We start from the raw sequence: 26,249 nt of genomic DNA, 5'->3' as shown, positions 1-26,249 counted from the left end.
ACAGTACTTGATACTCCCGCGGAGCCTCACCCGCATACTGCGCCACCACCGGACCGGCGCCCCACCGTGTATCGATCCGCGTCACCGCGGGTGATCACCGGAACTCGGCGATCACCTCGGCGAATGCCTCCAGGTCCGGTTCCAGAACGGTCACGTAGCCGAAGCCGAACCGTTCACGGTTCGCCCGCAACCGTTCGGCCAGCTCTGCCGGGCTACCGATCAGGATCGTGGGCAACTCGTCCACGGCGGCCAGCACCTCGGGTTCCAGAACCGACCGATACTTGTCGAGCACTTCGGCCCGCCGCGCGGTGGGTGCCACAGCCTGAACCAGGATGTTCAGTTCCACCTCCGGGGCACGCTCGCCCAGCGCAGCACGAACGAACGCGACCCGCTCGTCGATATCGGCGGGCCCGGCCAGCCGCAGCGGCCCGGCCGCGGTGGTCGAAGCACCGGTCAGGGCCACAACGGCGGCGTGACGAGCCGCCAGGCGCAGGATCCGGTCGCCCCAGCCGCCGATCAGCAGCGGCGGACCGCCGGGTTGCGCCGGCCGCGGCTGGTACGTGTCATCGGCGAACAACTCACGCAGTGTCCGGACGGTCTGCTCCAGCTGCGCGACCCGGCTCGCACCCGTACCGAACGGGATGCCCGCGGTATCGAACTCGTCGCGCACATACCCGGCCCCCAGCCCGAGTTCGAGCCGCCCTCGCACGAACTGATCGGTCCCGGCGACATCCCGGGCCAGAAGTACGGGGTTGTAGAAGGGCGCGTTCAGCACGAACGTGTTCAACCGCACCCGCTCGGTGTTCTCGGCCGCCAGGACCAGAGCCGGAAACGGTGACGCCAGGCCGAGATGATCGGCCACGCCGATGACGTCGTAGCCGAGTTCCTCGGCCCGGCGGCATTTGCGAACCCACTCGTCGCGCGCCTGCGGGACCCCCATATTCACGCCGAATCGGAATTCCGTCGGTGAACTCATCCCTCCTGCATACCCCGGCAAGGTCCGATCCGCCGCCTGCTCACCGGCGAGTCACCGGACCTTAGGGTGGGTACAACTCGGGCAGGCGCGGCGCCCGCCCGAGCCGACCAGGAGGATTTACCGATGAACGCCACGAAAGCCCGGTTCGGACTCATGATCGCGACGGCCGCGATAGTGCTGTCGGGTTGCACCGAGATCGAGCAGGCGCTCAACAAGGGCGGCGACACCCCCTGCCGCGAATACGTCGGACAGGACCAGAAGACGAAACGCGTCACCATTACCAAGTTCCTCGAGGAACAGCACGGGCAGGACCCCACCGGCACGAATGTGGACCTGTCCATGGCCGCCGTCGACGGATTGTGCACCGTCCAGGCGAATGCCGATACCCCGATCGAGCGGGCCGATGTCGCGGGGATATTCATCCGGAAGTAGGCGATTACCAGGCCTTTCCGGCCATCCCGCCCACCGGGCCCGGCGGCGTTGCGCGCCGGTCACAGTCGCACATCGCATACCACAACCGATTTCGCGGGACAACCGACTCCCCCTCGCTCCGGGAATCACCATACGCAAGAATGTGTTCGCAAAAGTGCTGGCGAAGAATCGATCCGGAGACCGGGTCGCGTCGAGCCGGAGTCGGCGCGCCCGGACAGGGCGGAGACCATGTGCGAGGAGCGAAATGTTTCATCGGATCAATTCGGTAGCGCTGTGGTGTCGCGGCGCGGCGCGGAGTTCCTGATGGCGTATCGCAGCGATCGCGTCGCGGTCACCGATCGGGCCCGCAACGCATTACGCGAATTGATCGAACAGCACGGCCCCATCCTGCTCTATCTGCCCGATCACGACACCGGCAAGCCGGCCCCGGAATGGCTGCCCATCCGTGATTTCCGTGCGGCCGAGGGCGATACACTCTTCGGTCGCCTGGCCTGGCACACCGAGCTGTGGATGAGCGCGGAGGCGTACACACATTTCGAACGCGACCACCTCACGGTGGATGTACCCCCCGATGCCGGCCCGGCCCTCGGTGCCGAACCGGGTGACGGCCGGGAGGCCGCGGACGCGGCGGTCTTCCTGCTGCGCGCCCGCCGGCTCAGCGCAACGGAAACGGCCGCGCTCGACGCTCGCAAACGCAGCCGGGGCTGATACCGGCACGCACAGCACCCCGGATCGCTGCATATGCCCGCAGCCACGTCAAAGGGAGTCCTGTTCAATGGGATTCGAGGTGCTGAATGGGGCACGAAAGGTTACTTTGTGGCGATGTTCAGAGCGAGGCTCGGTGTCCGCGCCCGGATCCTGGCCATCGCGCTCATCCCGAGTCTCACCCTGTTGGTGGCCGGTGTGGGCGCGACAGGCTATCTGATCGACCAGGGGCAGCACGACCGCCAAGTGACCGAAGCGATGCGTGCGGCATCCGCCCCCACCCGCGCGGTATACGAGATCGTCCAGAACGAACGCCGGCTGACCCTCACCTACCTGGCCGGTGATCCAGCCGCGGCCGACGCACTCGCCGCTGTCCGCCCCAACAGCGAGCAGGCATTACGCGATCTCGTCACCACTTCCGAGCGGCTACGCGATCTGCAGCCCGACGAGATCGGGGACCAGGTCGGGTCGTTCGCCACACTCACCCAGCAACTGGGCAATATCCGCAGCGCCGTCGACAATCGTTCGGTGTCTGCCGGTGACGCCTACACGTTCTACGCGCGTCTGCTGGACGCGCTCACATCCGGTGCTCAACTTTCGCAGTCCTTCGCGCCGGACGCGCAATCGGCCACCGAGCTGACACTGACCACACGAATCATGCATATGCTCGAGGCCACCTCACGCAGCTATGCCCTGGCCGGCGCCGCGCAGCGCACCGGACGGCCGGTGGCCCTGCCGGAGGAGTACATCCAGCAGACCGGCTACTACCACACCGAAGCCGCCCTGCTGGGTGCCGAACTCCAGCCGGAGGTCGGGGAACGGCTGAACAATCTGCTCAGCAGCCCGGAATGGCAGCTGCTCACCCGTGCCGAGAACACCCTCATCGCCCGCAGCCTCCCGGGCGCGGCAACCGGCAGCGAGCCCTCCGGTCTGCCCCCGGCCCAGCTCGCCGCCTGGCACGCGGCGGCCGATCACGTCGAACACGAACTGCTCGAATTGTGGGACGCGCAGAACCTGGTGATGCAGCAGGCGTCGTTGGACGCGGCGGCGCGCACCACGACACAGTCACTCTTGATCGGCCTCGCCGTACTGGTGATCTCGGCAGCGGGGTTCGGTATCTCGCTGGTCCTGGCCAACCGGTTCATCCACCGGCTGGTGCGGTTGCGCGACCATACGCTGGCCCTGGCCGACGAGCGGCTGCCGGATATGCTCGACCGGCTCCGCGCCGGCGAGGACATCGACGAATCCGAGGCCGCGGCGAACCTCGACTTCGGCCACGACGAACTCGGGGCCGTGGCCACCGCGTTCGAACACGCCCACGCGGTCGCGGTGACCGCCGCCGTCACCGAAGCCCGCACTCAGGAAGGCGTCAAATCGATCTTCCTGAACATCGCGCATCGCAGCCAGATCGTGGTGCACAAACAGCTGGAGATCCTGGACGAGGCCGAACGGCGCGAAGAGGATCCGGCGATGCTGGACGTCCTGTTCAAACTCGACCACCTGGCCACCCGGGAACGTCGCAACGCCGAGAACCTCATCGTTCTCGGCGGCGGTAAACCCGGCCGGCAATGGCGCGCCCCGGTACCGCTGGTGGATCTCGTGCGCAGCGCAGTGGGCGAAACCCAGGACTACCCCCGGGTGCGGCTGGCCAGACTGCCGGAACTGCGGGTGTCCGGCAACGCCGTCGGTGATCTCATCCACCTGCTCGCCGAACTCGTCGACAACGCGACCTCGTTCTCACCGCCACAGTCGCGGGTCCAGGTCACCGGATCGGTCATCGGTAAGGGTGTGGCCGTGGAGATCACCGACCAAGGTATGGGTATCACCGCCGAAAGCCGCGACCGGCTCAACGATATTCTGCAGACACCCCCGAACTTCGAGGTCACTTCGCTGCAGCGTGATTCGCGGCTGGGCATCTTCGTGGTCGCCCAGCTGGCCGCGCGGCACGGTATCTCGGTACGTCTGTGGGAGTCGGAGTACGGCGGCGTCCGTGCTGTGGTCATAATCCCGTCGCCCCTGCTCACCGACCCTGCGGAGGAAACCACACCGCTGCCCGGCCTGCCGCGGCAGGCGGTGCCGGCACCGGAAACGGCGCCGGAGGAACGCGCCGAAGCCGCGCCCGCACCGTCCGGTACGGCGACCCTGCTCGAGGACCGGCCGAACCTCGGCGGCCATCCTGCTCCGAGCCCGCCGGACACCCCGGCGCAGACCACCTCGGCCGGCCCCGGCGCGACCGCCGCCGAACCGGAGCTGCTCCCCGACGGCCGGCCAGCTTTACCACGTCGCAGCAGGCAGGCTAAAGTCGCACCGCGGCCGGAAGATTCGGGCGCCCAGCAGGCCGCAACGGCGCGGCCGCGCTCGGCCGAACAGGCCCGAGACCTGATGGCGTCGATCGAGAACGGCACCCGGCAGGGCCGCAAGCCTTTGCCCGCCACGGATTCCGGCGCCGCGAACCCGGCGTCGGACGGCGCATCCCCGGATGAACAGGAAGGCTAAGTGTCCACTTCCACTCAAGGTGATCTGAACTGGCTGCTCGACGACCTCGTCGAGCGACTCGCGGGGGTCCGGCTGGCGGTCGTGCTGTCCACCGACGGAATGCTGCTCGGGCACTCCACGAAAATGGACCGCACCGAGGCCGAGCATTTCGCGGCCATGTCGTCGACCCTGCACGGCCTGGCGCGTAGCGCGGGCGCCCGATTCGAGGGCGGCGGCGTCCGGCAGGCGGTGATCGAACTCGACCATGCGGTTCTCTTCGTCACCTCGGCGGGCGCCAACGCCTGCATCGCGGTACAGGCGGCCGCGGATGCCAACCTCGGCATGGTGGCCTATGAGATGAATCTGACGGTTCAGCGCGTCGGCAGCCATCTCTCGACCAGTTCCCGCAGCGGGACCGGGGCCGACCCACAGCAACCGTGAGAACAGTGACTCGGTGATGACCGGTATGCGGGACTCCTGGTTCGACGACGACGCCGGACCGCTGGTGCGGCCGTATGCGATCACCCGGGGCCGGACTGTCGGCGCCGGACACGATCTGGATATGCTCACTATCGTGGTCGAAGCCCGTGGAGCCCCGCCACTGCGCCGGACCGAACCCGAATACCTCGATATCGTGCAGCTGTGCACGGAATCACAGACAGTGGCGGAGGTGGCAGCCGCCTTGAAACTGCCGCTGGCGGTGACCAAGATTCTCGTCGGAGATCTGATCGGTGACGGCCATCTGATCTTCCGGGCTCCAGTGCAGATGGAGTCCGGTCCCGGCGACTTCAACATATTGCGAGCGGTACTGGATGGAATCCGAAAAATTTGACCCTGCCCGAATCGACCCCGCGGCGCCGGCTCTGGCCGCGTCGGTCAAGGTCCTCATCGCCGGCGGCTTCGGTGTCGGCAAGACCACGATGGTGGCCTCCATCAGTGAGATACCGCCGCTGCGTACCGAGGAGATGATCACCGAACTCAGTACGGGGATCGACGATCTGTCCGGTGTCGAATCCAAGACGACCACCACGGTGGCACTGGACTTCGGCCGGATCACCATCGACAAGGATCTCGTGCTGTACCTGTTCGGTACGCCGGGCCAGGATCGATTCTGGTTCCTCTGGGACGAACTCGCCCGCGGTGCGCTCGGTGCGGTGGTCCTGGCCGATACCAGGCGACTCGGTAACTCCTTCGCCGCCATCGACTATTTCGAACGCCGGGGCCTGCCGTTCCTCGTCGCGGTGAACTGTTTCGACGGAGCACCGCGCTACACCATCGACGAGGTCCGTGATGCCCTCGATCTCGAGGCAAAGATCCCGGTGATGCTCTGCGATGCCCGGGACCGGGTGTCGGCGAAGAACACATTGCTCAGTTTGATCGAGCATCTCATCGACCGGGCCACCCGGCCCGATCTCACGGCCAATCAGGGCTGAGCGGGTGGCGGAGCCGGAAGCCGGCTCCGCCACCCGCTCACCGCAGCGAACCCGCCGCGTGCAGTTCGTCGAACAGCAATTGGTCCACCGGCGGCACCTGCGCGCGGTCGCGGTAGCCGAACCACGCGAGTTCGTCGATCTCACTGCTCGCGGCCAGCTTCCCCCGGTAGTCTGCGCGGTAACAGCTCATCCGGACTCGTGCGCCGCCGTCGTCGGCCTCGTAGACACCCACCGGTACCACGGTTTCGGTGACCAGTGCGACGGTGAGTTCCTCGGCGATCTCGCGCACCAAGGTCTGCTCATCGGATTCGCCCGCTTCGCGCTTTCCGCCCGGGATGTAGAAGATCTCTTTGCCGCGCGGGCGCGCACACAGGATCCGTCCGTCCACGATCAGCACCCAGGCGACCGTATCGATGAGTTCACCGACCAATTCGTCCGTCACGCCGGCAGCTTAAGCGGACTTCCCGGATTCGCTCCAGTCACCTCTCCCGGACCGGCCGGCCCACGCCCGGGTCCCCGGCCTCGCCACGCGATAGACGACCCATCTCGGCCAAGGTGGCCCCTGCGGTATGTCCGCGGACGTACCATGCGAACGTGGCCGATGCGAATCCTCCCGCCGTGCTGCGGGTCCTGGTTTACAGCAACGACGCCGACACCCGGAGCCAGGTGATGCTGGCGCTCGGACGCCGTCCACATCCGGATCTACCGCCGCTCGACTACCTCGAGGTGGCCACCGCCCCGGTGGTTCTGGAGCGGATGGATGCCGGGGCGGCCGATCTGGCGATCCTGGACGGTGAGTCCGCGCCGGGCGGTGGTATGGGCGTGGCCAAACAGCTCAAGGACGAAATCGACAACTGCCCGCCGCTGATCGTGCTCACCGGCCGCGCCGACGATGCCTGGCTGGCGAACTGGTCCCGCGCGGAGGCGGTCGCGTCCCATCCGATCGACCCGCTGCGACTCACCGAGATCGTGGTCGAACTACTCCGGCGGCGCCCGGCCGCCTGACGGCGATTAGGTTCGTTTACTCATAAATCTCAGTTTCGAATTCGATCAAACCGGTCCATGAATCCGCGTTCGCGCTGGCGTAACAGTTGTAGGCTGTGCTGTAGCTCACATGAGCGCGGGAGATGATATATAACCCGCGCCGCCGAATTCTTCCCCCAGCCCACTCTCGAATCCGGGGACCGATCCGACGGCGCGGGCCGTACCCATCGACCGCCCGACCCCGTTCGCGGGATCCGTCGGCACAACCGCCGGGTCCCAGTTCGCAAGGAGGGGAAGCGCAGTCGTGAACACCGAACTGCCGATACTGGTCCTCGGCGCGGTTGCCGCCGCGTTCGCGGTCATCTCGGTCCTGATCGCCGGCCTCATCGGCCCCAAACGCTACAACCGCGCCAAACTGCAGGCCTACGAATGCGGTATCGAGCCGACACCGCATGCGACCGCCGGCGGCGCGGGAAGTGTTACCGGACAACGCTTTCCGGTGAAGTACTACCTCACCGCGATGCTGTTCATCATTTTCGATATCGAGATCGTGTTCCTCTACCCGTGGGCGGTCCATATCGATGCGCTCGGGGTTTTCGGCCTGCTGGCGATGGCACTGTTCATCGTCAATGTCTCGGTCGCCTACGCCTACGAATGGCGGCGTGGCGGCCTCAGCTGGGACTGAGCCGCGAACCTCCGATCAGCCGCAGCCCGCGCACCGGCGCGGGCCATAGCCCCAGGGAGTAGTCGGACATGGGTTTGGAAGAAAAACTGCCCAGCGGTTTCGTCCTCAGCACGGTCGAGGCCATGGCGGGATATATGCGTAAGGGGTCGGTGTGGCCGGCCACCTTCGGCTTGGCCTGCTGCGCGATCGAGATGATGGCCACCGGTGGCGGACGTTTCGATTCGGCGCGCTTCGGCATGGAGGTTTTCCGCGCATCCCCACGCCAGGCCGATCTGATGATCGTCGCCGGACGGGTCAGTCAGAAGATGGCACCGGTGCTGCGGCAGGTATACGACCAGATGACCGAGCCGAAATGGGTTCTGGCCATGGGCGTCTGCGCCTCCTCGGGCGGGATGTTCAACAACTACGCCATCGTGCAGGGCGTCGACCATGTGGTCCCGGTCGATATCTACCTACCGGGCTGCCCACCGCGGCCGGAGATGCTGCTCAACGCGATTCTCGCCCTGCACGCCAAGATCCAGGAGACGCCGATGGGGGTGAATCGCGTCGAGGCGATCCGGGCCGCGGAGCAGGCCGCCCTGGCCGCGACCCCGACGATCCGGATGGAGGGGTTGCTGCGATGACCACCGAACGACCGGAATCCACCGACAGCCGCGCCGTCGAACCGGAACAGCCGATCGGCCCGCGCGACGAGGTGATCGCGAGCCGCCGGGGTATGTTCGGGATCTCCGGCAGCGGAGACACATCCGGCTACGGCCGCCTCGTCCACGAGGTCGCCCTTCCCGGTGGCAGCCCGCCGCCCTACGGCGGCTACTTCGATACCGTCGTCGAACTGCTGCGCGCGGCACTCGCCGGCGATACCGATTTCGATACGGCGATAGACAAGGTCGTGGTGGACCGCGGCGAACTCACCCTGCACGTCCACCGGGACCATCTGGTGCCGGTAGCGCGGGCGTTACGCGACGACCCCGCGCTGCGTTTCGAACTGTGCCTCGGCGTGAGCGGGGTGCACTACCCCGACGAGACCGGTCGCGAACTGCGCGCCGTCTACCACCTGAACTCGATCACGCACGGGCGCCGGGTACGCCTCGAAGTGGCCGCGCCCGATGACGATCCCCATATCCCGTCCCTGTACCGCGTGTATCCGACCTGCGATTGGCACGAGCGGGAAACCTACGACTTCTTCGGAATCCGATTCGACGGGCATCCCTCGCTGACACGCATCACCATGCCCGACGACTGGCGCGGTCACCCGCAGCGCAAGGACTACCCGCTCGGCGGGATACCGGTCGAATACAAGGGCGCGCGGATACCGCCGCCCGATGAGCGGAGGGCGTACAGCTGATGAGTGAGATCGATATCCGGCCCGGGGTTTCCGGCGGGCCGGACCACGACGACTCCGGAACCGGCACTCCCCCGGCGGCGCCGGGCGGGGTGTCCGGCGAACAGGTCCTCACCGTCGCGGGCCAGGACTGGGACGAGGTCGCCGACGCCTTACGCGGTGCCGGCGAGGAACGCATCGTCGTCAATATGGGCCCCCAGCATCCGTCCACCCACGGCGTCCTGCGGCTCATCCTGGAGATCGAGGGCGAAACCGTGGTCGAGGCCCGCTGCGGTATCGGCTACCTGCACACCGGGATCGAGAAGAACCTCGAATTCCGCAACTGGGCACAGGGCGTCACTTTCGTCACCCGGATGGACTATCTGTCCCCGTTCTTCAACGAGACAGCCTTCTGCCTCGGCGTGGAGCGTCTGCTGGGGATCACCGACGATATTCCCGAGCGCGCCACCGTGATCCGGGTGCTGCTGATGGAACTCAACCGTATTTCCTCGCATCTGGTGGCACTTGCCACCGGGGGGATGGAGCTCGGCGCCCTCACCCCGATGCTGTTCGGTTTCCGGGAACGGGAGCTGATTCTGGACGTTTTCGAGACGATTACCGGCCTGCGGATGAACCATGCGTATATCCGTCCGGGCGGGATCGCCCAGGACCTGCCCGACAACGGGGTCACCAAGGTGCGGGAACTGCTCGAGCTGATGCCGAAGCGACTGCGCGATATGGAGCATCTGCTCACCCACAACCCGATTTTCCGGGCCCGCACCCAGAATATCGGCTACCTCGATCTCACCGGATGTATCGCGCTCGGCGTCACCGGTCCGGTGCTGCGTTCGACCGGTCTACCGCATGACCTGCGCAAGGCCATGCCGTACTGCGGTTACGAGAACTACGAATTCGACGTCCCCACCACCGACGCCTGCGATTGCTACGGCCGATACCTCATCCGGATCGAGGAGATGAAGGAATCGCTGAAGATCGTGGAGCAATGTCTGGACCGGCTCCGGCCCGGACCGGTGATGGTGGCGGACAAGAAGATCGCCTGGCCCGCGGACCTGACAGTGGGCGAGGACGGGCTCGGGAACTCCCCACGCCATATCGGCAAGATCATGGGTACTTCCATGGAGGGCCTCATCCACCATTTCAAGCTGGTCACCGAGGGTATCCGGGTACCGCCGGGCCAGGTCTACGAGGCGGTGGAATCACCCCGCGGCGAACTCGGGGTGCATATGGTCAGCGACGGCGGCACCCGGCCGTACCGCGTGCACTACCGCGACCCCTCCTTCACGAATCTGCAGGCGGTGGCCGCGATGTGCGAGGGCGGCATGGTCGCCGATGTGATCGCCGCCGTCGCCAGTATCGACCCTGTGATGGGCGGTGTGGACCGATGAGCGAGATCCTGTTGCGGCTGAGCAGTCGGCCGGAGCCGTTCCCGGAGGAAGTCCGGGCGCGCCTGGAACCGGATGCGAAGGAAATCATCGGCCGCTACCCGCAGCCCCGGTCCGCGCTGCTCCCGCTGCTGCATCTGGTGCAGTCGGAGGAGAGCTACGTCAGCAGTGCCGGAATCGAATTCTGCGCCGAGATGCTGGGACTCACCGGCGCCGAGGTGACCGCGGTCGCCACGTTCTACTCCATGTACCGGCGCACCCCCACGGGCGATTATCACGTGGGAGTCTGCACCAACACCCTGTGCGCGGTGCTCGGCGGCGACGCCATCCTCGCGACACTGCGCGAGCATCTGGGTATCGCACACGGCGAGACCACGCGGGACGGCACGGTCACCCTCGAACACATCGAATGCAACGCGGCCTGTGATTACGCGCCCGTCGTGATGGTGAACTGGGAGTTCTTCGACAATCAGACCCCGGAATCGGCTCGGGCACTGGTGGACGATCTACTTGCCGGGCAACCGGTCACCCCTACCCGCGGCGCCCCGCTGTGCACCTTCCGTGAGACCGCGCGCGTGCTGGCGGGTTTCCCGGATCAGCGGCCCGGCGTTCTCGACGGTGATCCGGGCGGTCCCACGCTCGCGGGCCTCGAGGTCGCCAGGGAGAACGCGATGCGGGCCCCCGAGCCGACGGACGACGAGGGCGGCGCACGATGACATTGACGCCGGTCCTGAGCAGATACTGGAATCTGCCGAATTCCTGGACCTTGGATACCTACCGCGCCCACGACGGGTATGCCGCCCTGCCGATCGCCTTCGGTATGGCACCGGACGATGTCATCGCCACCGTCAAGGACGCCGGACTACGCGGGCGGGGCGGGGCCGGGTTCCCGACCGGGATGAAATGGGGTTTCATCCCGCAGGGCCCCGAACCCGACGGCCACGTGAAACCGCATTATCTGGTGGTCAACGCCGACGAGTCCGAACCGGGCACCTGCAAGGACATCCCGCTCATGCTCGCCGCCCCGCACTCACTGATCGAGGGTGTGATCATCGCGGCCTATGCCATCCGCGCCGCGCACGCGTTCATCTATCTCCGTGGTGAGGTGGTGCCGGTACTGCGCCGGCTGCAGGCAGCGGTCGCCGAGGCATACGCCGCCGGCCTCCTCGGACACGATATCCTCGGCTCCGGGTACGATCTGGAACTCACCGTCCACGCGGGGGCCGGCGCCTATATCTGCGGCGAGGAGACCGCGCTGCTGGACTCGCTGGAGGGACGGCGTGGCCAGCCCCGCTTGCGGCCACCGTTTCCCGCGGTCGCCGGTCTCTATGCCAGCCCGACCGTGGTCAACAATGTCGAATCGATCGCCAGTGTGCCGCCGATTCTCCGTAACGGCCCCACCTGGTTCCGTTCCATGGGCAGTGAGAAATCGCCCGGCTTCACGCTGTATTCGCTATCGGGTCATATCGCCCGGCCGGGCCAGTACGAAGCGCCACTCGGCGTAACCCTGCGAGAACTGCTCGACTGCGCCGGCGGCGTCCGCGCCGGACACGATCTGAAATTCTGGACACCGGGCGGATCCTCCACCCCGCTGTTCACCGCCGAACATCTCGACGTCCCCCTGGACTACGAGAACGTCATGGCGCACGGGTCGATGCTGGGAACCAAGGCGCTGCAGATATTCGACGACACCACCTGCGTCGTACGGGCTGTTCTGCGGTGGACCGAGTTCTACGCGCACGAATCCTGCGGGAAGTGCACACCCTGCCGGGAGGGTACGTATTGGCTGGTCCAGCTGCTCACCCGATTGGAGGCGGGGCTCGGCACTCCCGCCGACCTGGACAAACTCCTGGATATCGCCGACACCATCAACGGTAAATCGTTCTGCGCGCTCGGCGACGGTGCCGCCAGCCCGATCGTGTCGTCGGTGAAGTACTTCCGCGACGAGTACATCGCCCATCTGGAACAGGGTGGCTGCCCCTTCGACCCGGCGCGTGCCACCGCCTGGGCCCCGACCGCGGCCGGAGAGGTAATCCGATGACAGCCACCGTCCGTTCCGATTCCGCCGATCTGCAGCCCGCCGATCTGGTCACCCTCACCATCGACGGCACCACGGTCAGTGTCCCGGCCGGCACGCTGCTCATCCGGGCGGCCGAGCTGATCGGCGTCCAGATCCCGCGGTTCTGCGATCATCCGTTGCTCTCTCCGGTGGGTGCCTGCCGGCAGTGCCTGGTGGAAGTGGAGGGTCAGCGCAAACCGGTGGCCTCGTGCACCATGGCGGTCGCCGAGGGCATGGTGGCCCGTACCCAGCTGAGTTCGCCGGACGCGGAGAAGGCGCAGCGGGGCGTGATGGAACTGCTGCTGATCAACCATCCGCTGGACTGCCCGGTCTGCGATAAGGGCGGCGAATGCCCGCTGCAGAACCAGGCCATGTCCACCGGGCGGGTCGAGACCCGCTTCGAAGGTGTCAAACGGACTTTCCCCAAACCGATTCCGCTGTCCAGCGCGGTCCTGCTGGATCGTGAACGCTGTGTGCTGTGCGCGCGCTGCACCCGCTTCTCCCAGCAGATCGCCGGTGATCCGTTCATCGAACTGCTCGACCGCGGCGCGCTCCAGCAGGTCGGCACCGCCGAACACGAACCGCTGGATTCGTACTTCTCCGGGAACACCGTGCAGATCTGCCCGGTCGGCGCCCTCACCGGTACCAGCTACCGCTTCCGGGCCAGGCCCTTCGATCTGGTGTCCAGCCCCAGCGTCTGCGAACACTGCGCCTCGGGCTGCGCGCAACGCACCGATCATCGCCGCGGCAAGGTGATGCGCCGCTTGGCGGGCGACGACCCGCAGGTCAACGAGGAATGGAACTGCGATAAGGGCCGCTGGGCCTTCACCTACGCCACCGAACCCGATCGGATCACCACGCCGCTGCTGCGGGGATCCGACGGCGAGCTGGCACCGTGCTCATGGTCCGAGGCGCTGGCCGCCGCGGCCCGCGGACTCCGCACCGGGGTGGGGAACGCGGCGGTGCTGACCGGTGGCCGGGTCACCGAGGAGGAGGCCTACGCCTACGCCAAATTCGCCCGGGCGGTGCTGGGCACCAACGATATCGATTTCCGCGCACGCGCCCATTCCGCCGAGGAGGCCGAATTCCTCGGCGCCTGGGTCGCCGGCCACACCGACTCCGTCACCTACGAAAGCCTCACGACCGCACCGGTGGTGCTGCTCGCGGGTTTCGAACCGGAGGAGGAATCGCCCATCGTCTATTTGCGGCTGCGCAAGGCCGCCCGCACCCGCAATGTACCGGTCTATTCCATCGCTGCCTACGCCTCGCGGGGTCTGGAGCGGATGTCCGGCACTCTGCTCCCGACGGTCCCCGGTGCCGAACCGGACGCTCTCGCCGCACTGTACGGTGCGCCGAGCGGATCGGATTCCACCGTCCCCGCGGCTGTATCGGAAAGGCTGGCGCAACTCCTGCGCGAACCCGGTGCGGTGATCCTCGCGGGCGAACGGCTGGCCGCGATCCCGGGGGCGTTGTCGGCGACCGTCCGGTTGGCCGCCGAGACCGGAGCCGCACTCGCCTGGGTGCCGCGCCGGGCAGGCGAACGCGGCGCGGTGGAAGCGGGCGCGCTACCGGGCCTGCTCCCGGGCGGCCGGCCGCTGACCGACCCCGAGGCCCGGCGGCAGGCCTGCGAGATATGGAATATCGCCGAACTTCCCGCCGCTCCGGGACGCGATACCGGCACCGTTCTCGATGGAACGAGCAGTGGCGGGGCGCTGGTCGTCGGCGGTGTCGAACTCGCCGATCTCCCCGACCCCGTCGCCGCGCGTGCGACACTCGCCGCCGCGGATTTCGTCATCTCCCTCGAACAACGCCGCAGCGAGGTGACCGCCCACGCAGACGTGGTGTTCCCGGTGGCGACGGCTATGGAGAAATCCGGCACGTTCCGCACCTGGGAGGGACGGCCGCGCCTGTTCGCGGCGGCCCTGACCGAGAGCACCGTACGCCGCACCGCCGCACCGATGTCCGATCAGCGGGTACTGCACAGCCTCGCCGCGGAACTGGGTGTACCGCTCGGCCTGCCGGACACCGCGGCGGCCCGTGCCGAACTCGATCGCTTCACCACTTGGACCGGGTCCACCCCCGCGCCGCCGGTCCATCCGGCGGCCACTCCCGCCGCGCCCGGACCGGGAACCGCGATCCTGGCCGGCTGGCGCATGCTGCTCGACCGCGGCCGGATGCAGGACGGTGAACAGAACCTGGCCGGAATAGCCCGGCCGGCAGTAGCCCGGCTCTCCGCCGCGACCGCCGCGGAAGCCGGTGCGGCCGACGGTGATCCGGTGACCGTGGGCACCGCACAGGGCACCGTCACCCTCCCGCTGGCCGTCACCGAGATGCCCGACCGGGTGGTGTGGCTGCCGATGAACTCACCCGGCTGCTCGATCCACAGCGACCTGGGCGCCGGCCCGGGCAGCGTCGTATCCGTGCGGCGCGCCGAACGGACGGAGGCATCCGACCATGACTGATCTGTCCCTCTTCGGTCTCGACCCGCTGTGGCTGGTCGCCGCCAAAGCCGTCGCTATCTTCGTATTCCTGCTCCTGACCGTCTTGTTCGGTGTCCTGATCGAACGCAAGGTGGTCGCCTGGATGCAGATGCGGGTCGGGCCCAACCGGGTCGGGCCCAAGGGTCTGTTGCAGAGCGCGGCCGACGGGGTGAAGATGGCGTTCAAAGAGGACATCGTCCCCGCGATCGTCGATAAACCCATTTTCGTTCTCGCCCCGATTATTTCGGTGATCGCCGCGGTGATGGCGTTCGCGGTGATTCCGTTCGGGCCGCAGGTCTCGATCCTCGGGCAGAACACGGCCCTGCAGCTCACCGATCTGCCCGTGGGTGTGCTCTACATCCTGGCTATCACCTCGATCGGGGTGTACGGCATCGTCCTGGCAGGCTGGGCCTCGGGGTCCACGTATCCGCTGCTCGGCGGTCTGCGTTCCACCGCGCAGGTGATCTCGTACGAGATCGCCATGGCGTTGTGTTTCGCGGCGGTGTTCCTGCTCGGCGGCACCATGTCGACCTCGGGCATCATCGCCGCCCAGCAACCCACCTGGTACGTGTTCCTGCTGCTGCCGTCGTTCCTGATCTATTGCATATCGATGGTCGGCGAGACCAATCGCGCACCGTTCGACCTTCCCGAAGCCGAGGGTGAACTCGTCGGTGGTTTCCATACCGAGTACTCATCGCTGAAGTTCGCGATGTTCATGCTCGCGGAGTATGTGAACATGGCGACGGTATCCGCCCTGGCCACCACGATGTTCCTGGGCGGCTGGCGCGCACCGTTCCCGATCAACCTCTGGGAGGGCGCGAATTCCGGTTGGTGGCCGCTGCTGTGGTTCACCGCCAAGGTGTGGATGTTCCTGTTCGTATTCATCTGGTTGCGCGGCACTCTGCCGCGGCTGCGTTACGACCAGTTCATGAATCTCGGCTGGAAACTGCTCATTCCGACGTCGCTGGCGTGGGTGATGGTGGTGGCCACGGCCCGGGTCCTCGACCTCGAGGGTTATCCGGTGGGCACCCCCATCCTGGTGGTCGGCGGTCTGCTGCTCACCGGCCTGCTGATCGGGTTGTTCCTGCGAGCCGGCAACGCGCCCGCGACCGCCCCCGAATTCACACCGGAGGACGATATTCTGACGCCGTCCTCGGGGCAGCCGAGCGGTACCGAGGTATTCCTCGGTTTCCCGACCCCGCCGCTACCGGAGCGGACCTCCACCATCACGTCCTCTCCCGGTCTGTTCGAACCGCTGGCGGGTTTCGGGGTCACCGCCGCCACCATGTTCAAGAAGCCCAATACCGAGTTCTATCCCGAGGAGAAGGTTCCCACCGCACCGCGCTACCACGGCCGGCATCAGCTCAACCGGCATGCCGACGGGCTGGAGAAATGCATCGGCTGCGAACTGTGCGCCTGGGCCTGCCCCGCCGACGCGATCTACGTCGAAGGCGCCGATAACACCGAGGACGAGCGGTATTCGCCCGGTGAACGGTACGGCCGGGTCTATCAGATCAACTATCTGCGCTGTATCGGCTGCGGCCTGTGCATCGAGGCCTGCCCGACCCGGGCCCTGACGATGACCAACGACTACGAGATGACCGACGATAATCGCGCCGACCTCATCTACGAAAAGGATCGGCTGCTCGCGCCGCTGGAACCGGATATGCAGGCACCACCGCATGCGATGCAGGCGGGCACCACCGAGGCCGACTACTACCTCGGCCGGGTGACCGGCGATTCCGAGCGACCCACCGCGGCCACGGGGAGCTCCCGATGAGCCCCGTGAACGCGGTGCTGGCGGCCGCTCCCCTCACCGAGACCGGAACCGGCGAAGCCGTGCAGTTCTGGATCCTGGCTCCGCTGGCAGTGATCGGCGCGCTGGGGATGGTCTTCGCGGCGAAAGCGGTCCATTCGGCGATCTGCCTGGCCGCCACCATGATCACGCTGGCGGTGTTCTACATCGCCCAGGACGCATTGTTCCTCGGCGTGGTGCAGATCGTCGTCTACACCGGCGCGGTCATGATGCTGTTCCTGTTCGTGCTCATGCTGGTCGGTGTCGATTCGGCGGAATCACTGCGGGAAACGCTGCGGGGGCAGCGGATCGCCGCCGGGGTGGTCGGCGTCGGATTCGGAATTCTGCTGTGCACCGGGATCGCGCACGGTATCCGGCGCTCCGATATCGCTTTTCCAGCCACCGGGTTCCCCGGACAGGATGTGATCGGCGCGCTGGCGGAATTGATCTTCGTTCGTTACGTGTGGGCGTTCGAACTCACCGGAGCCCTGCTCATCGCCGCCACCATCGGCGCCATGCTGCTGGCGCACCGCGAACATTTCGGGCCGAAACTGGGCCAGCGAGAGCTGTCCCGGCGCCGGTTCCGCGATCCGGGACACCGGCCGACACCGCTGCCCACCCCCGGTGTCTACGCCCGGCACAACGCCGTCGATATCCCGGCCCGGCTCCCGGACGGCTCCTTCGAGGAACTGTCGGTCTCGACCATCCTGCGGCATCGCCGCACCCAGGCGCTCACCGATGCCGCTGTCCTCTCGGTCGGCACATCCGCGACGCCCGGCGGCGAACACGATACGGCGACCGGCACCGGCAGTACCCCCGCTCGCCCGGCCGATGAGGAAGGTATCCGGTGAATCCCGAGAACTATCTGTTCCTATCCGCGCTACTGTTCACCATCGGCGCCGCGGGAGTCCTGCTGCGGCGTAACGCGATCATCGTGTTCATGTGCATCGAGCTGATGCTCAACGCGGTCAATCTCGCGTTCGTCACCTTCGCCCGGATGCACGCGAACCTGGACGGTCAAGTCTTCGCGTTCTTCACGATGGTGGTCGCCGCGGCCGAGGTCGTGGTCGGTCTGGCCATCATCATCACCATCTTCCGCGCCCGCCGCTCGACCTCGGTCGACGATGCCAACCTGTTGAAGTTCTGACATGGTCGGGTCGAGCGCGGAGCAGGCAGCGCAGCGTAACCACGCAGCGCTCCCGACCATGTCGAAAGGGCACTGACGTGGATACCGCAACGTTGTGGCTGCTACCCGCCCTGCCCCTGGCCGGCGCCACCGTACTACTACTCACCGGACGCCGGGCGGACGCGTGGGGTCATCTGCTCGCGACCGTCGCCGCGCTGGTCTCGTTCGTCGTCGCCGTCGTGGCTTTTCTCGGCATGCTGGGCCGGGCGGACGCCGACCGCGCAATTGCCGCGGACCTGTTCAGCTGGGTCCCCGTCGCCGGCCTGCAGGTCGACTTCGGGCTGGCACTGGACCAGCTGTCGATCTGTTTCGCACTGCTCATCACCGGTGTCGGGTCGCTCATCCACATCTACTCGATCGGGTACATGAGCGAGGACCCCGGTCGCCGCCGGTTCTTCGCCTACCTGAACCTGTTCCTGGCCGCCATGCTGCTGCTGGTGCTGGCGAACAACTATCTGGTGCTGTACCTGGGCTGGGAGGGTGTCGGGCTGGCCTCGTATCTGCTGATCGGGTTCTGGTACCACAAACCGACCGCGGCGACAGCGGCCAAAAAAGCATTCGTGGTGAACCGGGTCGGCGATATGGGCCTGGCACTGGCCATGATGGTCATGTTCGCCACCTTCGGCTCCCTCGATTTCACCGCGGTCTTCGGGGCGGCCTCCGGGGCGAGCGACGGAACCCTCACCGCGATAGGGCTTTTCCTACTGCTCGCCGCATGCGGTAAATCCGCCCAGGTCCCGCTGCAATCCTGGCTCGGGGACGCGATGGAGGGCCCCACCCCGGTCTCCGCGCTCATCCACGCCGCCACCATGGTGACCGCCGGTGTCTACCTGATCGCGCGCTCGAACCCGATCTACGATCTCGCTCCCACCGCGCAGGTCGCGGTGGTGCTGGTCGGCGCGGTAACCCTGCTGTTCGGGGCGATCATCGGCTGCGCGAAGGATGACATCAAGAAGGCCCTCGCCGCGTCCACCATGAGCCAGATCGGCTATATGGTGCTGGCCGTCGGCCTCGGACCCGCCGGATACGCGGTGGCCATCATGCATCTGCTGACCCACGGCTTCTTCAAGGCCGGTCTGTTCCTGGGCGCCGGTTCGGTGATGCACGCGATGGACGACGAAACCGATATGCGCCGGTACGGTGGCCTGCGCAAGCTGCTACCGATCACCTATGTCACTTTCGGGCTGGGATATCTCGCGATCATCGGCGTCCCGCCCTTCGCCGGGTTCTTCTCCAAGGACCGCATCATCGAGGCGGCGTTCGCCGAAGAAGGGATCGCGGGGCCGATCCTGGGCACCGTCACCCTGATCGGCGCCGGTCTCACGGCCTTCTACATGACCCGGGTCATGCTGCTCACCTTCTTCGGCGAACGTCGCTGGAAACCGGACACCCACCCGCACGAATCCCCCGGCACGATGACCGGCCCGATGATCCTGCTGGCTCTCGGTTCCGTCGGCGCCGGCGCGGTGTTCGTCTGGGGATCCTCGCTCCAGCACTGGCTCGCCCCGGTCGTCGGCGAACACCACGGCGAGCCCGCGCTGCCGGTCCCGGTGATCACCGCGCTGGCGCTGGGAGTGGTCGCGGTCGGCGGCGCATTCGCCTACCGGCAGTACGGCCGCGCCCAGGTTCCCGAGACCGCACCCGAGCCGGTATCCGCGCTGACCGTCGCCGCCCGCCGTGACCTCTACGGCGACGCGGTCAACGAGGCAGCCTTCATGCGCCCCGGCCGCCATCTGACCCGGGCCCTGGTCTTCCTCGACAACCGCGGTATCGACGGTCTCGTCAACGGCGCCGCCGCGCTGATCGGCGGGCTGTCCGCCCGGGCCCGCAAGGTCCAGACCGGGTTCGTGCGTTCGTATGCCCTGTCCATGTTCGCCGGCGCGGCCCTGGTGGCCGCCGCCCTGCTGGCCGTAAGGATCTGGTGAGCGCCGTGCCCTGGTTGACCGTGCTCTGGCTGCTTCCCCTGGTGGGTGCGGCGGTCGTTCTCCTACTGCCCGCCGCCCAGCGGCTCGCCGCCCGCTGGGTCGGGCTGATATTCGCGGTGGCGACATTCGGGGTGGCGCTGGGCGTCGCCGCGGCCTTCCAGCCCGGCGGGGAACAGTTCCAGTTCGTCGAATCGCATACCTGGATACCGGCTTTCGGTGCCGGCTACACCCTCGGGGTCGACGGAATCGCGCTGGTGCTCGTGCTGCTCACCGCCGGACTGGTTCCGTTGCTGATCGTCGCGGGCTGGCACGACGACCGCGAAGCCGGTTCCGGAAAGCGGGTGGCGCATACGTATATCGCCCTCACCCTGCTGGTCGAGGCGATGGTCCTGATCTCGTTCCTGTCCCTCGATATCCTGCTGTTCTACGTGTTCTTCGAGGCCATGCTCATTCCGATGTACTTCCTCATCGGCGGGTTCGGACCACGCACGGACAATGCGCACCTCCGGCAGCAGCGGTCACGCGCCGCGGTGAAATTCCTGCTGTACAACCTCTTCGGCGGACTGATCATGCTGGCAGCGGTGATCGGGCTGTATGTACTCACCGTCCAGGAGAATCTCGGCGCCGAGGGGACAGGCACCTTCGATCTGCGTCTCGTGGTGGAGGCGGCCAACTCCGGTCAGCTCGGTGCCGGCCCCGCGGTGCTCAACGCCTTGTTCCTCGGATTCATGTTCGCGTTCGCGGTAAAGGCACCGCTGTGGCCGCTGCACACCTGGTTGCCGGACGCCGCGGTGGCCGCGACACCGTCGAGCGCGGTGCTGATGATGGCGGTGGTCGACAAGGTCGGCACCTTCGGCATGCTGCGCTATTGCCTGCTGTTGTTCCCCGCCGCCGCGGACACCTACGCGCCCCTGGTGATCGCCCTGGCCGTGGTCGGCATCCTATACGGCGCGCTGCTGGCCATCGGGCAGACCGATGTCATGCGGCTGATCGCCTATACGTCGATCTCCCATTTCGGGTTCATCGTGCTGGGTATCTTCGCAATGACCAGTCAGGCCCAGACCGGCGCCACCCTGTACATGGTCAATCACGGACTGTCCACGGCGGCCCTTTTCCTGATCGCGGGATTCCTGGTGTCGCGCCGGGGCAGCCGGCTCATCGCCGATTACGGCGGTGTCCAGAAAGTGGCTCCGGTACTGGCCGGCACCTTCTTCATCGCCGGCCTCGCCACCCTCTCGCTGCCCGGGCTCGCACCGTTCGTCAGTGAATTCCTGGTACTCGTCGGTACTTTCAGCCGCTACCAGGTGGCGGCGGTGCTGGCCACCGGCGCCCTGGTACTGGCCGCGATCTATGTGCTGTGGCTGTACCAGCGGATGATGACGGGGCCGGTTACCAAGGGTAACGAGGGGCTTCGAGATCTGGTGCCCCGTGAACTCGTCGTGGTGGTGCCGCTGATCGGCGCCCTGATCTTCTTCGGGGTGTATCCGAAGCCCGTCCTCGAATTCGTCGATCCCGCGGTGAATCAGACCCTCACCACCATCGGCAGTGTCGATCCACCACCGCCGGTCCCGGCAGAACAGGAAGCGGCGAACCCCGGAGGTGTGCGTTATGAGCGCTGAACTGCGCGGCGGTGAGATCCTGGCCGCATCGATACCAGCGCCGAGTATCGAATACCACGTGCTGGCACCGATTCTCATCGTTTTCGGGGCGGCCGTGCTGGGCGTACTCGTGGATGCGTTCTTTCCACGCTCCCGCCGGTATCCGGCTCAGCTGGCGCTCGCCCTCGCCGCTCTGCTCGCCGCATTGGTCGCGGTGTTCCTGCTGTCCGGAACCAGGACCACCGCCGTGGCCGGCGCGGTCGCCGTGGACGGGGTCACCCTGTTCCTGCAGGGCACACTGCTGGTGGTGGGTCTCCTCGCCGTCCTGTTTGTCGCCGAACGGGGGCCGCTGCCCAGACCACGGTCGGGCCCCGGTACCTGGAGTCGTGCCGCCGCGGTCCCCGACTACGGGATGGACGCCTTCACCCCGCAGGCGTCCGCGGTTCCCGGCAGCGCCGCCGAACGCTCCGCGTCGACAGCGGGGGTCACCCCCACCGAGGTCTTCCCGCTGCTGCTCCTCGCATTGGGCGGACTGCTGCTGTTCCCCGCGGCCAACGATCTACTGACCATGTTCGTCGCGCTCGAGGTGCTCTCGCTGCCGCTGTACCTGCTGTGCGGGCTGGCCCGCCGCCGCCGGCTGCTCTCCCAGGAAGCGGCACTCAAGTACTTCCTGCTCGGGGCCTTCTCCTCGGCGTTCTTCCTATACGGCGTCGCATTGCTCTACGGCCAAACCGGTACGGTGCGCCTCGCCGGTATCGCCGACGCGCTCGCCGCCGAATCCGGGCCGCCCACACTGGCACTGCTGGGTGTGGCCATGCTGGCGGTCGGACTGCTGTTCAAGATCGGCGCGGTCCCGTTCCAGGCCTGGGTTCCCGATGTGTACCAGGGCGCACCCACCCCTGTTACCGGGTTCATGGCGGCGGCCACCAAGATCGCCGCCATCGGTGCGCTGCTGCGGGTCCTGCAGGTCGGTGTCGCCGATATCGCCGACGATTGGCGTCCGGTTCTCGCTGCTGTCGCCGTGGCCACCATGGTGGTCGGTGCCGTACTGGCGATAACTCAGACCGATATGAAGCGAATGCTCGCGTATTCGTCCATCGCGCATACCGGATTCCTGCTCACCGCACTGGTCGCGGCGAACGACCGCGGTATTTCGGCGACGCTGTTCTACCTGTTCGTCTACGGCCTCGGCACTCTCGGCGCGTTCGCGGTCGTGAGCATGGTGCGTGAACCCGACGGTAACGAGGCCACCGCGCTGTCGCGCTGGGCCGGCCTCGGCCGCCGCGCCCCGTGGCTCGCGACGGTATTCGCACTGCTGTTGTTGTCGTTCGCCGGTATCCCGGTCACCGCGGGTTTCGTCGCGAAGTTCGCGGTCTTCCAGGCGGCGGCATCCGGTGACGCCGGGTTCCTGGTGATCGTCGGTGTACTGGCCAGCGCTGTCGCCGCGTTCTTCTATGTCCGGGTGATCGTGCTGATGTTCTTCACCGATCCCCCCGACGATCCGCCGGTCGTTGTCGGCCCGCCCGCCGGCGTCGCGGTAACCGCGGTGACCGCCGCGGCGACCTTGATACTGGGTATCGCGCCGCAACCGCTGCTGGATGTTGCCGGCCGCGCTGCCGAATTCGTCCGCTGACCCGGGGCCGGCCGGGTCAGGGGCGAATACCGCACGACGGCGATATGGTTCGGCTCCAACCAGTTGTCGGCGTCGAGAAAGCAGAAGCCAGCGCATTCCGCGCTGATGGCCAGAAGCGCGCCGAGGGTACGTGGCGTGTTGCCGTAGTCGCCGTGGCAACGGTCGAGCCGTCAAGCTACAGCTGCGCGGTAAATGGCGCTTTGACAGCCCGTAGCCCGGGGGAAACGTACTCATGTCCGGCCAGAAGGCGAACATTCCCGGCCCTCGGATCATCGCGCCACCTCCCCAGCTGGGATGTGGTCATCGGCACAGCCCCATTTTGTTGCTTAGGTTAAGCAACAAAACTAAAGTTGATGACTGCAAGCAACTATGAGCCAGCTGGAGTCAGCATGGGAGTTTCGCCCGATACCGCACAGAATCTGCTCGACGAGCTGTTCCTGATCAGTCGTGCGCTGCGCCGCACCCTGGCACAGCCCGAGGAAAGCAGCCTGCTACCGGGCGGAATCAGTGTCCTGGTCAATCTGGAATCGGCCGGTCCGTGCCGCCAGGTGGATCTCGCCGCGCAGATCGGTATCAGCGCCTCCGCCATGAGCCGTCATATCACCGAACTGGTCACCGACGGCTACGTCCTGCGCAATGCCGACCCGGACGACGGCCGTGCCATTCGTGTCGAGGTGTCACCCACAGGGCATGAGCTCCTGGGCCGGATTCGCGAATCCCGGGTCCGCGGTGTGCAGGAAGTCCTGGCCGATTGGTCCCAGACCGACGCCGAACACGCCTGCTACATCATGCACAAACTCCGCAGCGATCTCATCGCCCGCGACAGCCGCAGCGCCGCGGCCGCCCCGCAAAAGAATTCGGAAGAGAGAAGAAATGCCCACTGATACCGCGGCGCGCATATCCGGGAAACCGGTCGCGATGACTCATCGCCAGATCCTCGAAGCGATGACCGGCCTGCTGGCCGCGCTGTTCACCGCGCTGCTCAGCACCACCATCGTCGCCAACGCCCTACCCACCATCATCGCCGACCTCCAGGGATCCCAGACGGCCTACGCGTGGGTGATCACGACGGCCCTGCTCGCGAACGCCGCCTCGACCCCGATCTGGGGCAAACTCGCCGATCTGTTCAACAAGAAGACCCTGGTCCAATCGGCCATCGTCATCTTCGTGGCCGGATCGGTGATCGCCGGCCTCGCACACAACATCGGCCTGCTGCTCGCCGCCCGCGCGCTGCAGGGCATCGGGATGGGTGGCCTGACCGCACTGGTGGTCGCGATCATCGGCAGTATCGTCGCCCCGCGCGAACGTGGCAGGTACTCCGGATACATGGGTGCCGTGATGGCGGTATCGATGACCGGTGGACCGATCCTCGGCGGCATTATCGTCGACAGCGCGCTGGGCTGGCGCTGGTGCTTCTACATCTGCATCCCGCTCGCGGTGATCGCCCTGTTCCTGCTGCAGCGCACGCTGAAACTGCCCACCGTTCGCAAGGACAACGTCTCCATCGACTGGCTCGGCGCCACTCTCCTGACCGCCGGGGTGTCCGTACTGCTGATCTGGGTCTCGTTCGCCGGTAAAGCCGGCTACTACGACTGGATCTCGCGGGAGACCGCGCTGTACGTCGGCGCCGGACTGCTCCTGCTCGCGGCGACCGTCGTCGTGGAATCCCGGGCCGAGTCGCCGATCATCCCGCTGAAGATCGTCACCGAACGCACCACCGCATTGGCCATCATCGCCTCGATCGCCGTCGGTGTGGGCATGTTCGGCGCCACCACCTTCCTCGGCCAGTACTTCCAAACCGCCCGGGGCTACTCCCCCACGGCCGCCGGCCTGCTGTCCGCACCGATGGTCGCCGGAATGCTGGTCGCCTCGGTGACCTCCGGCGCGCTGATCACCCGGTTCGGCAAATGGAAGCCGTTCGTCGTCTCCGGCGCCGCACTGCTGGTCATCGGCTTCTCCTTACTGTCGACCGTCGACCACAGCACACATATCTGGCTCATCGGTGGTTTCATCACCATCACCGGCCTCGGTGTCGGCATGATGATGCAGAATCTCGTGCTGGCCGTACAGAACACCGTCAGCGTGCACAATATCGGCGCAGCCTCCAGCAGCGTCGCGTTCTTCCGCACCTTCGGCGGTGCCATCGGAGTCTCGGTACTCGGTTCGGTACTGGCCACCCGCGTCAGCGATCTATCCACCGCCCGCTTCACCGAACTCGGCGTTCCGGCCGGATCGACCTCCGGTGGTGGCAATCTCGATATCGGTGCCCTGCCGGCTCCGATCGCCGAGATCGTGCGCTTCGCCTACGGCGATGCCACCGGACGGATCTTCCTGATCGCGGCGGCAGCCACCGCGGTCGCGCTCATCGCCGCGGTCTTACTGCCCAACCGTCCGCTGCGGCAGACGATCGATATCGAAGACGGCGATCGGGGAACCCCCGCGGGACAGACGGCGGGCAGTACCGAACGCCTGGATATCATCGCCGCGGAACAGGTTCCGGATGATCTCGCCGAACTCGACGTGCCGGAACCGGTCACCGGAACCGTCCGGATCTGACCGCCCGAACGACCGATGCCCGCCGGTCACCGACCACTCGGTGACCGGCGGGCGTCGCCGTCAGCCGAACAGGTTCAGGTCCACAGCGCCGCGATGAGCACATTGACGATCGCCAATCCACCTGCCGCATCGGGCATCCAGGCCGGGTCCTTGCCACGTTTGGTATCGGCGCGGGCCATCTCCGCGAACGCGGCGACCAACACCGAGATGACGAGTTTGACCCCGATCTTCACCATGTTCAGGTCTTTGTCCAGTGAGGTCACCGATTCGGCCAGTCCGACGAGAATCACGCCGGTGATGATCTGCGCCCGCGCCCCCCACACCATCACTTCGTTGACAGCGGGCCGCCCGGCGGCGTATCCGCCGACCACGGCCGCCATCCCGAGCAGATGGGTGACGACCACAACGTTGTAGACGATTTCCATGAGCCAGACGCTACTCGATCTCCGAGTCGACTACTACACAGAGTCGTAAAACGCCGGTTCCTCGAATCCGGAGCGGCTTCGCGCCCGAATCGGGATGTATCCGCATGGGTGTCCATGAGACCGGAACTCCCCCTTGCCGGTTTCGAGCCGAGGAAATCCTCCATCCTCACGGATATAC

General features: G+C 66.6%; 25 protein-coding genes and 1 pseudogene. 23 read left to right on the top strand and 3 right to left on the bottom strand.

Annotated features, from left to right (window positions below; genetic code table 11):
* Positions 1 to 94: 94 nt before the first annotated feature.
* Positions 95 to 976 carry a TIGR03621 family F420-dependent LLM class oxidoreductase gene (locus ABZ827_RS02515; RefSeq protein ID WP_357231725.1) on the bottom strand — a complete coding sequence of 294 codons (882 nt, stop codon included), beginning with the start codon at positions 974 to 976 and terminating at the stop codon, positions 95 to 97.
* Positions 977 to 1,099: 123 nt separating this feature from the next.
* Here ABZ827_RS02515 and ABZ827_RS02510 point away from each other — a divergent pair, with 123 nt between their 5' ends.
* From ABZ827_RS02510 to ABZ827_RS02485, 6 genes are all read left to right on the top strand, one after another.
* On the top strand, positions 1,100 to 1,408 hold the full coding sequence (locus ABZ827_RS02510; protein ID WP_357231722.1) for a hypothetical protein: 309 nt from the start codon (positions 1,100 to 1,102) through the stop codon (positions 1,406 to 1,408).
* A 303-nt stretch (positions 1,409 to 1,711) separates the two neighbouring features.
* Positions 1,712 to 2,116, top strand: a complete 405-nt coding sequence (locus ABZ827_RS02505) for a DUF779 domain-containing protein (protein ID WP_357231719.1) — start codon at positions 1,712 to 1,714, stop codon at positions 2,114 to 2,116.
* A gap of 114 nt (positions 2,117 to 2,230) precedes the next feature.
* Entirely contained in the window at positions 2,231 to 4,609 is a 2,379-nt protein-coding gene (locus ABZ827_RS02500; RefSeq protein ID WP_357231716.1) for a nitrate- and nitrite sensing domain-containing protein, read from the top strand.
* A complete protein-coding gene (locus ABZ827_RS02495) occupies positions 4,610 to 5,029 on the top strand; it encodes a roadblock/LC7 domain-containing protein (RefSeq protein WP_357231713.1) in 420 nt (139 codons plus the stop codon).
* 16 nt (positions 5,030 to 5,045) lie between these two features.
* Positions 5,046 to 5,420 carry a DUF742 domain-containing protein gene (locus tag ABZ827_RS02490; RefSeq protein WP_357234406.1) on the top strand — a complete coding sequence of 125 codons (375 nt, stop codon included), beginning with the start codon at positions 5,046 to 5,048 and terminating at the stop codon, positions 5,418 to 5,420.
* Positions 5,401 to 6,021 carry an ATP/GTP-binding protein gene (locus tag ABZ827_RS02485; protein WP_357231710.1) on the top strand — a complete coding sequence of 207 codons (621 nt, stop codon included), beginning with the start codon at positions 5,401 to 5,403 and terminating at the stop codon, positions 6,019 to 6,021. Before ABZ827_RS02490 ends, ABZ827_RS02485 begins: the two co-directional genes overlap by 20 nt.
* Before the next feature lie 37 nt (positions 6,022 to 6,058).
* On the opposite strand, the gene ABZ827_RS02480 is transcribed toward ABZ827_RS02485, so the two are convergent.
* Positions 6,059 to 6,463, bottom strand: coding sequence for an NUDIX domain-containing protein (locus tag ABZ827_RS02480; RefSeq protein ID WP_357231707.1), 405 nt, complete (start codon positions 6,461 to 6,463; stop codon positions 6,059 to 6,061).
* A 227-nt stretch (positions 6,464 to 6,690) separates the two neighbouring features.
* Here ABZ827_RS02480 and ABZ827_RS02475 point away from each other — a divergent pair, with 227 nt between their 5' ends.
* The 17 genes and pseudogenes from ABZ827_RS02475 (at position 6,691) to ABZ827_RS02395 (ending at position 25,646) form a co-directional block, all read left to right on the top strand.
* Positions 6,691 to 7,026 (top strand): hypothetical protein, encoded by a 336-nt coding sequence (locus ABZ827_RS02475; RefSeq protein WP_357234403.1) that lies wholly within the window; start codon positions 6,691 to 6,693, stop codon positions 7,024 to 7,026.
* Between the two features lie 283 nt (positions 7,027 to 7,309).
* Complete coding sequence (locus ABZ827_RS02470) at positions 7,310 to 7,690, top strand: NADH-quinone oxidoreductase subunit A (protein WP_357231704.1); 381 nt, start codon at positions 7,310 to 7,312, stop codon at positions 7,688 to 7,690.
* A gap of 68 nt (positions 7,691 to 7,758) precedes the next feature.
* Positions 7,759 to 8,313 carry an NADH-quinone oxidoreductase subunit B family protein gene (locus ABZ827_RS02465; protein WP_357231701.1) on the top strand — a complete coding sequence of 185 codons (555 nt, stop codon included), beginning with the start codon at positions 7,759 to 7,761 and terminating at the stop codon, positions 8,311 to 8,313.
* Positions 8,310 to 9,035, top strand: a complete 726-nt coding sequence (locus ABZ827_RS02460) for an NADH-quinone oxidoreductase subunit C (protein WP_357231698.1) — start codon at positions 8,310 to 8,312, stop codon at positions 9,033 to 9,035. The genes ABZ827_RS02465 and ABZ827_RS02460 overlap by 4 nt, the downstream gene beginning before the upstream one ends.
* The gene (nuoD, locus tag ABZ827_RS02455; protein ID WP_357231695.1) at positions 9,035 to 10,417 is read left to right on the top strand and encodes an NADH dehydrogenase (quinone) subunit D; all 1,383 of its coding nucleotides are present in this window, start codon (positions 9,035 to 9,037) and stop codon (positions 10,415 to 10,417) included. Before ABZ827_RS02460 ends, nuoD begins: the two co-directional genes overlap by 1 nt.
* Complete coding sequence (gene nuoE, locus ABZ827_RS02450; protein ID WP_357231692.1) at positions 10,414 to 11,130, top strand: NADH-quinone oxidoreductase subunit NuoE; 717 nt, start codon at positions 10,414 to 10,416, stop codon at positions 11,128 to 11,130. Before nuoD ends, nuoE begins: the two co-directional genes overlap by 4 nt.
* Complete coding sequence (gene nuoF, locus ABZ827_RS02445; RefSeq protein ID WP_357231689.1) at positions 11,127 to 12,455, top strand: NADH-quinone oxidoreductase subunit NuoF; 1,329 nt, start codon at positions 11,127 to 11,129, stop codon at positions 12,453 to 12,455. The genes nuoE and nuoF overlap by 4 nt, the downstream gene beginning before the upstream one ends.
* On the top strand, positions 12,452 to 14,935 hold the full coding sequence (locus tag ABZ827_RS02440) for an NADH-quinone oxidoreductase subunit G (protein WP_357231686.1): 2,484 nt from the start codon (positions 12,452 to 12,454) through the stop codon (positions 14,933 to 14,935). The genes nuoF and ABZ827_RS02440 overlap by 4 nt, the downstream gene beginning before the upstream one ends.
* Positions 14,928 to 16,193, top strand: a pseudogene (gene nuoH, locus ABZ827_RS02435) (NADH-quinone oxidoreductase subunit NuoH); the annotation flags it as partial. The gene ABZ827_RS02440 and the pseudogene nuoH, both read left to right, overlap by 8 nt.
* Positions 16,179 to 16,733 (top strand): NADH-quinone oxidoreductase subunit NuoI, encoded by a 555-nt coding sequence (gene nuoI, locus ABZ827_RS02430; protein WP_357234400.1) that lies wholly within the window; start codon positions 16,179 to 16,181, stop codon positions 16,731 to 16,733. The pseudogene nuoH and the gene nuoI, both read left to right, overlap by 15 nt.
* Entirely contained in the window at positions 16,730 to 17,599 is an 870-nt protein-coding gene (locus tag ABZ827_RS02425; protein ID WP_357231683.1) for an NADH-quinone oxidoreductase subunit J, read from the top strand. Before nuoI ends, ABZ827_RS02425 begins: the two co-directional genes overlap by 4 nt.
* On the top strand, positions 17,596 to 17,895 hold the full coding sequence (gene nuoK, locus ABZ827_RS02420) for an NADH-quinone oxidoreductase subunit NuoK (RefSeq protein ID WP_058855693.1): 300 nt from the start codon (positions 17,596 to 17,598) through the stop codon (positions 17,893 to 17,895). The genes ABZ827_RS02425 and nuoK overlap by 4 nt, the downstream gene beginning before the upstream one ends.
* A 77-nt stretch (positions 17,896 to 17,972) precedes the next feature.
* Positions 17,973 to 19,859 (top strand): NADH-quinone oxidoreductase subunit L, encoded by a 1,887-nt coding sequence (nuoL, locus tag ABZ827_RS02415; RefSeq protein WP_357231679.1) that lies wholly within the window; start codon positions 17,973 to 17,975, stop codon positions 19,857 to 19,859.
* The gene (locus ABZ827_RS02410; RefSeq protein ID WP_357231676.1) at positions 19,856 to 21,478 is read left to right on the top strand and encodes an NADH-quinone oxidoreductase subunit M; all 1,623 of its coding nucleotides are present in this window, start codon (positions 19,856 to 19,858) and stop codon (positions 21,476 to 21,478) included. The genes nuoL and ABZ827_RS02410 overlap by 4 nt, the downstream gene beginning before the upstream one ends.
* Positions 21,468 to 23,090: an NADH-quinone oxidoreductase subunit NuoN gene (gene nuoN / locus ABZ827_RS02405; protein ID WP_357231674.1), complete on the top strand. Its 1,623-nt coding sequence runs from the start codon at positions 21,468 to 21,470 to the stop codon at positions 23,088 to 23,090. Before ABZ827_RS02410 ends, nuoN begins: the two co-directional genes overlap by 11 nt.
* A gap of 389 nt (positions 23,091 to 23,479) precedes the next feature.
* Entirely contained in the window at positions 23,480 to 23,974 is a 495-nt protein-coding gene (locus tag ABZ827_RS02400) for a MarR family transcriptional regulator (protein ID WP_357231671.1), read from the top strand.
* 34 nt (positions 23,975 to 24,008) lie between these two features.
* Positions 24,009 to 25,646 carry an MDR family MFS transporter gene (locus ABZ827_RS02395; RefSeq protein ID WP_357234398.1) on the top strand — a complete coding sequence of 546 codons (1,638 nt, stop codon included), beginning with the start codon at positions 24,009 to 24,011 and terminating at the stop codon, positions 25,644 to 25,646.
* A 74-nt stretch (positions 25,647 to 25,720) separates the two neighbouring features.
* On the opposite strand, the gene ABZ827_RS02390 is transcribed toward ABZ827_RS02395, so the two are convergent.
* Positions 25,721 to 26,071: a hypothetical protein gene (locus tag ABZ827_RS02390; RefSeq protein ID WP_357231668.1), complete on the bottom strand. Its 351-nt coding sequence runs from the start codon at positions 26,069 to 26,071 to the stop codon at positions 25,721 to 25,723.
* Positions 26,072 to 26,249 lie beyond the last annotated feature (178 nt).

It is taken from the genome of Nocardia sp. NPDC019395 (assembly GCF_040632335.1).
Classification (GTDB): domain Bacteria; phylum Actinomycetota; class Actinomycetes; order Mycobacteriales; family Mycobacteriaceae; genus Nocardia.
Note: the sequence above shows the minus strand (reverse complement) of the source record. Positions and strands in the feature narration are given on the sequence as shown.

Coding starts and splice junctions, on each gene's coding strand:
- ABZ827_RS02515 (WP_357231725.1), bottom strand. CDS start 976: ATGAGTTCACCGACGGAATTCCGATTCGGCGTGAATATGGGGGTCCCG.
- ABZ827_RS02510 (WP_357231722.1), top strand. CDS start 1,100: ATGAACGCCACGAAAGCCCGGTTCGGACTCATGATCGCGACGGCCGCG.
- ABZ827_RS02505 (WP_357231719.1), top strand. CDS start 1,712: ATGGCGTATCGCAGCGATCGCGTCGCGGTCACCGATCGGGCCCGCAAC.
- ABZ827_RS02500 (WP_357231716.1), top strand. CDS start 2,231: ATGTTCAGAGCGAGGCTCGGTGTCCGCGCCCGGATCCTGGCCATCGCG.
- ABZ827_RS02490 (WP_357234406.1), top strand. CDS start 5,046: ATGACCGGTATGCGGGACTCCTGGTTCGACGACGACGCCGGACCGCTG.
- ABZ827_RS02485 (WP_357231710.1), top strand. CDS start 5,401: ATGGAATCCGAAAAATTTGACCCTGCCCGAATCGACCCCGCGGCGCCG.
- ABZ827_RS02475 (WP_357234403.1), top strand. CDS start 6,691: ATGCTGGCGCTCGGACGCCGTCCACATCCGGATCTACCGCCGCTCGAC.
- ABZ827_RS02465 (WP_357231701.1), top strand. CDS start 7,759: ATGGGTTTGGAAGAAAAACTGCCCAGCGGTTTCGTCCTCAGCACGGTC.
- ABZ827_RS02460 (WP_357231698.1), top strand. CDS start 8,310: ATGACCACCGAACGACCGGAATCCACCGACAGCCGCGCCGTCGAACCG.
- nuoD (WP_357231695.1), top strand. CDS start 9,035: ATGAGTGAGATCGATATCCGGCCCGGGGTTTCCGGCGGGCCGGACCAC.
- nuoE (WP_357231692.1), top strand. CDS start 10,414: ATGAGCGAGATCCTGTTGCGGCTGAGCAGTCGGCCGGAGCCGTTCCCG.
- nuoF (WP_357231689.1), top strand. CDS start 11,127: ATGACATTGACGCCGGTCCTGAGCAGATACTGGAATCTGCCGAATTCC.
- ABZ827_RS02440 (WP_357231686.1), top strand. CDS start 12,452: ATGACAGCCACCGTCCGTTCCGATTCCGCCGATCTGCAGCCCGCCGAT.
- ABZ827_RS02425 (WP_357231683.1), top strand. CDS start 16,730: ATGAGCCCCGTGAACGCGGTGCTGGCGGCCGCTCCCCTCACCGAGACC.
- nuoN (WP_357231674.1), top strand. CDS start 21,468: ATGAGCGCTGAACTGCGCGGCGGTGAGATCCTGGCCGCATCGATACCA.
- ABZ827_RS02400 (WP_357231671.1), top strand. CDS start 23,480: ATGGGAGTTTCGCCCGATACCGCACAGAATCTGCTCGACGAGCTGTTC.
- ABZ827_RS02395 (WP_357234398.1), top strand. CDS start 24,009: ATGACTCATCGCCAGATCCTCGAAGCGATGACCGGCCTGCTGGCCGCG.
- ABZ827_RS02390 (WP_357231668.1), bottom strand. CDS start 26,071: ATGGAAATCGTCTACAACGTTGTGGTCGTCACCCATCTGCTCGGGATG.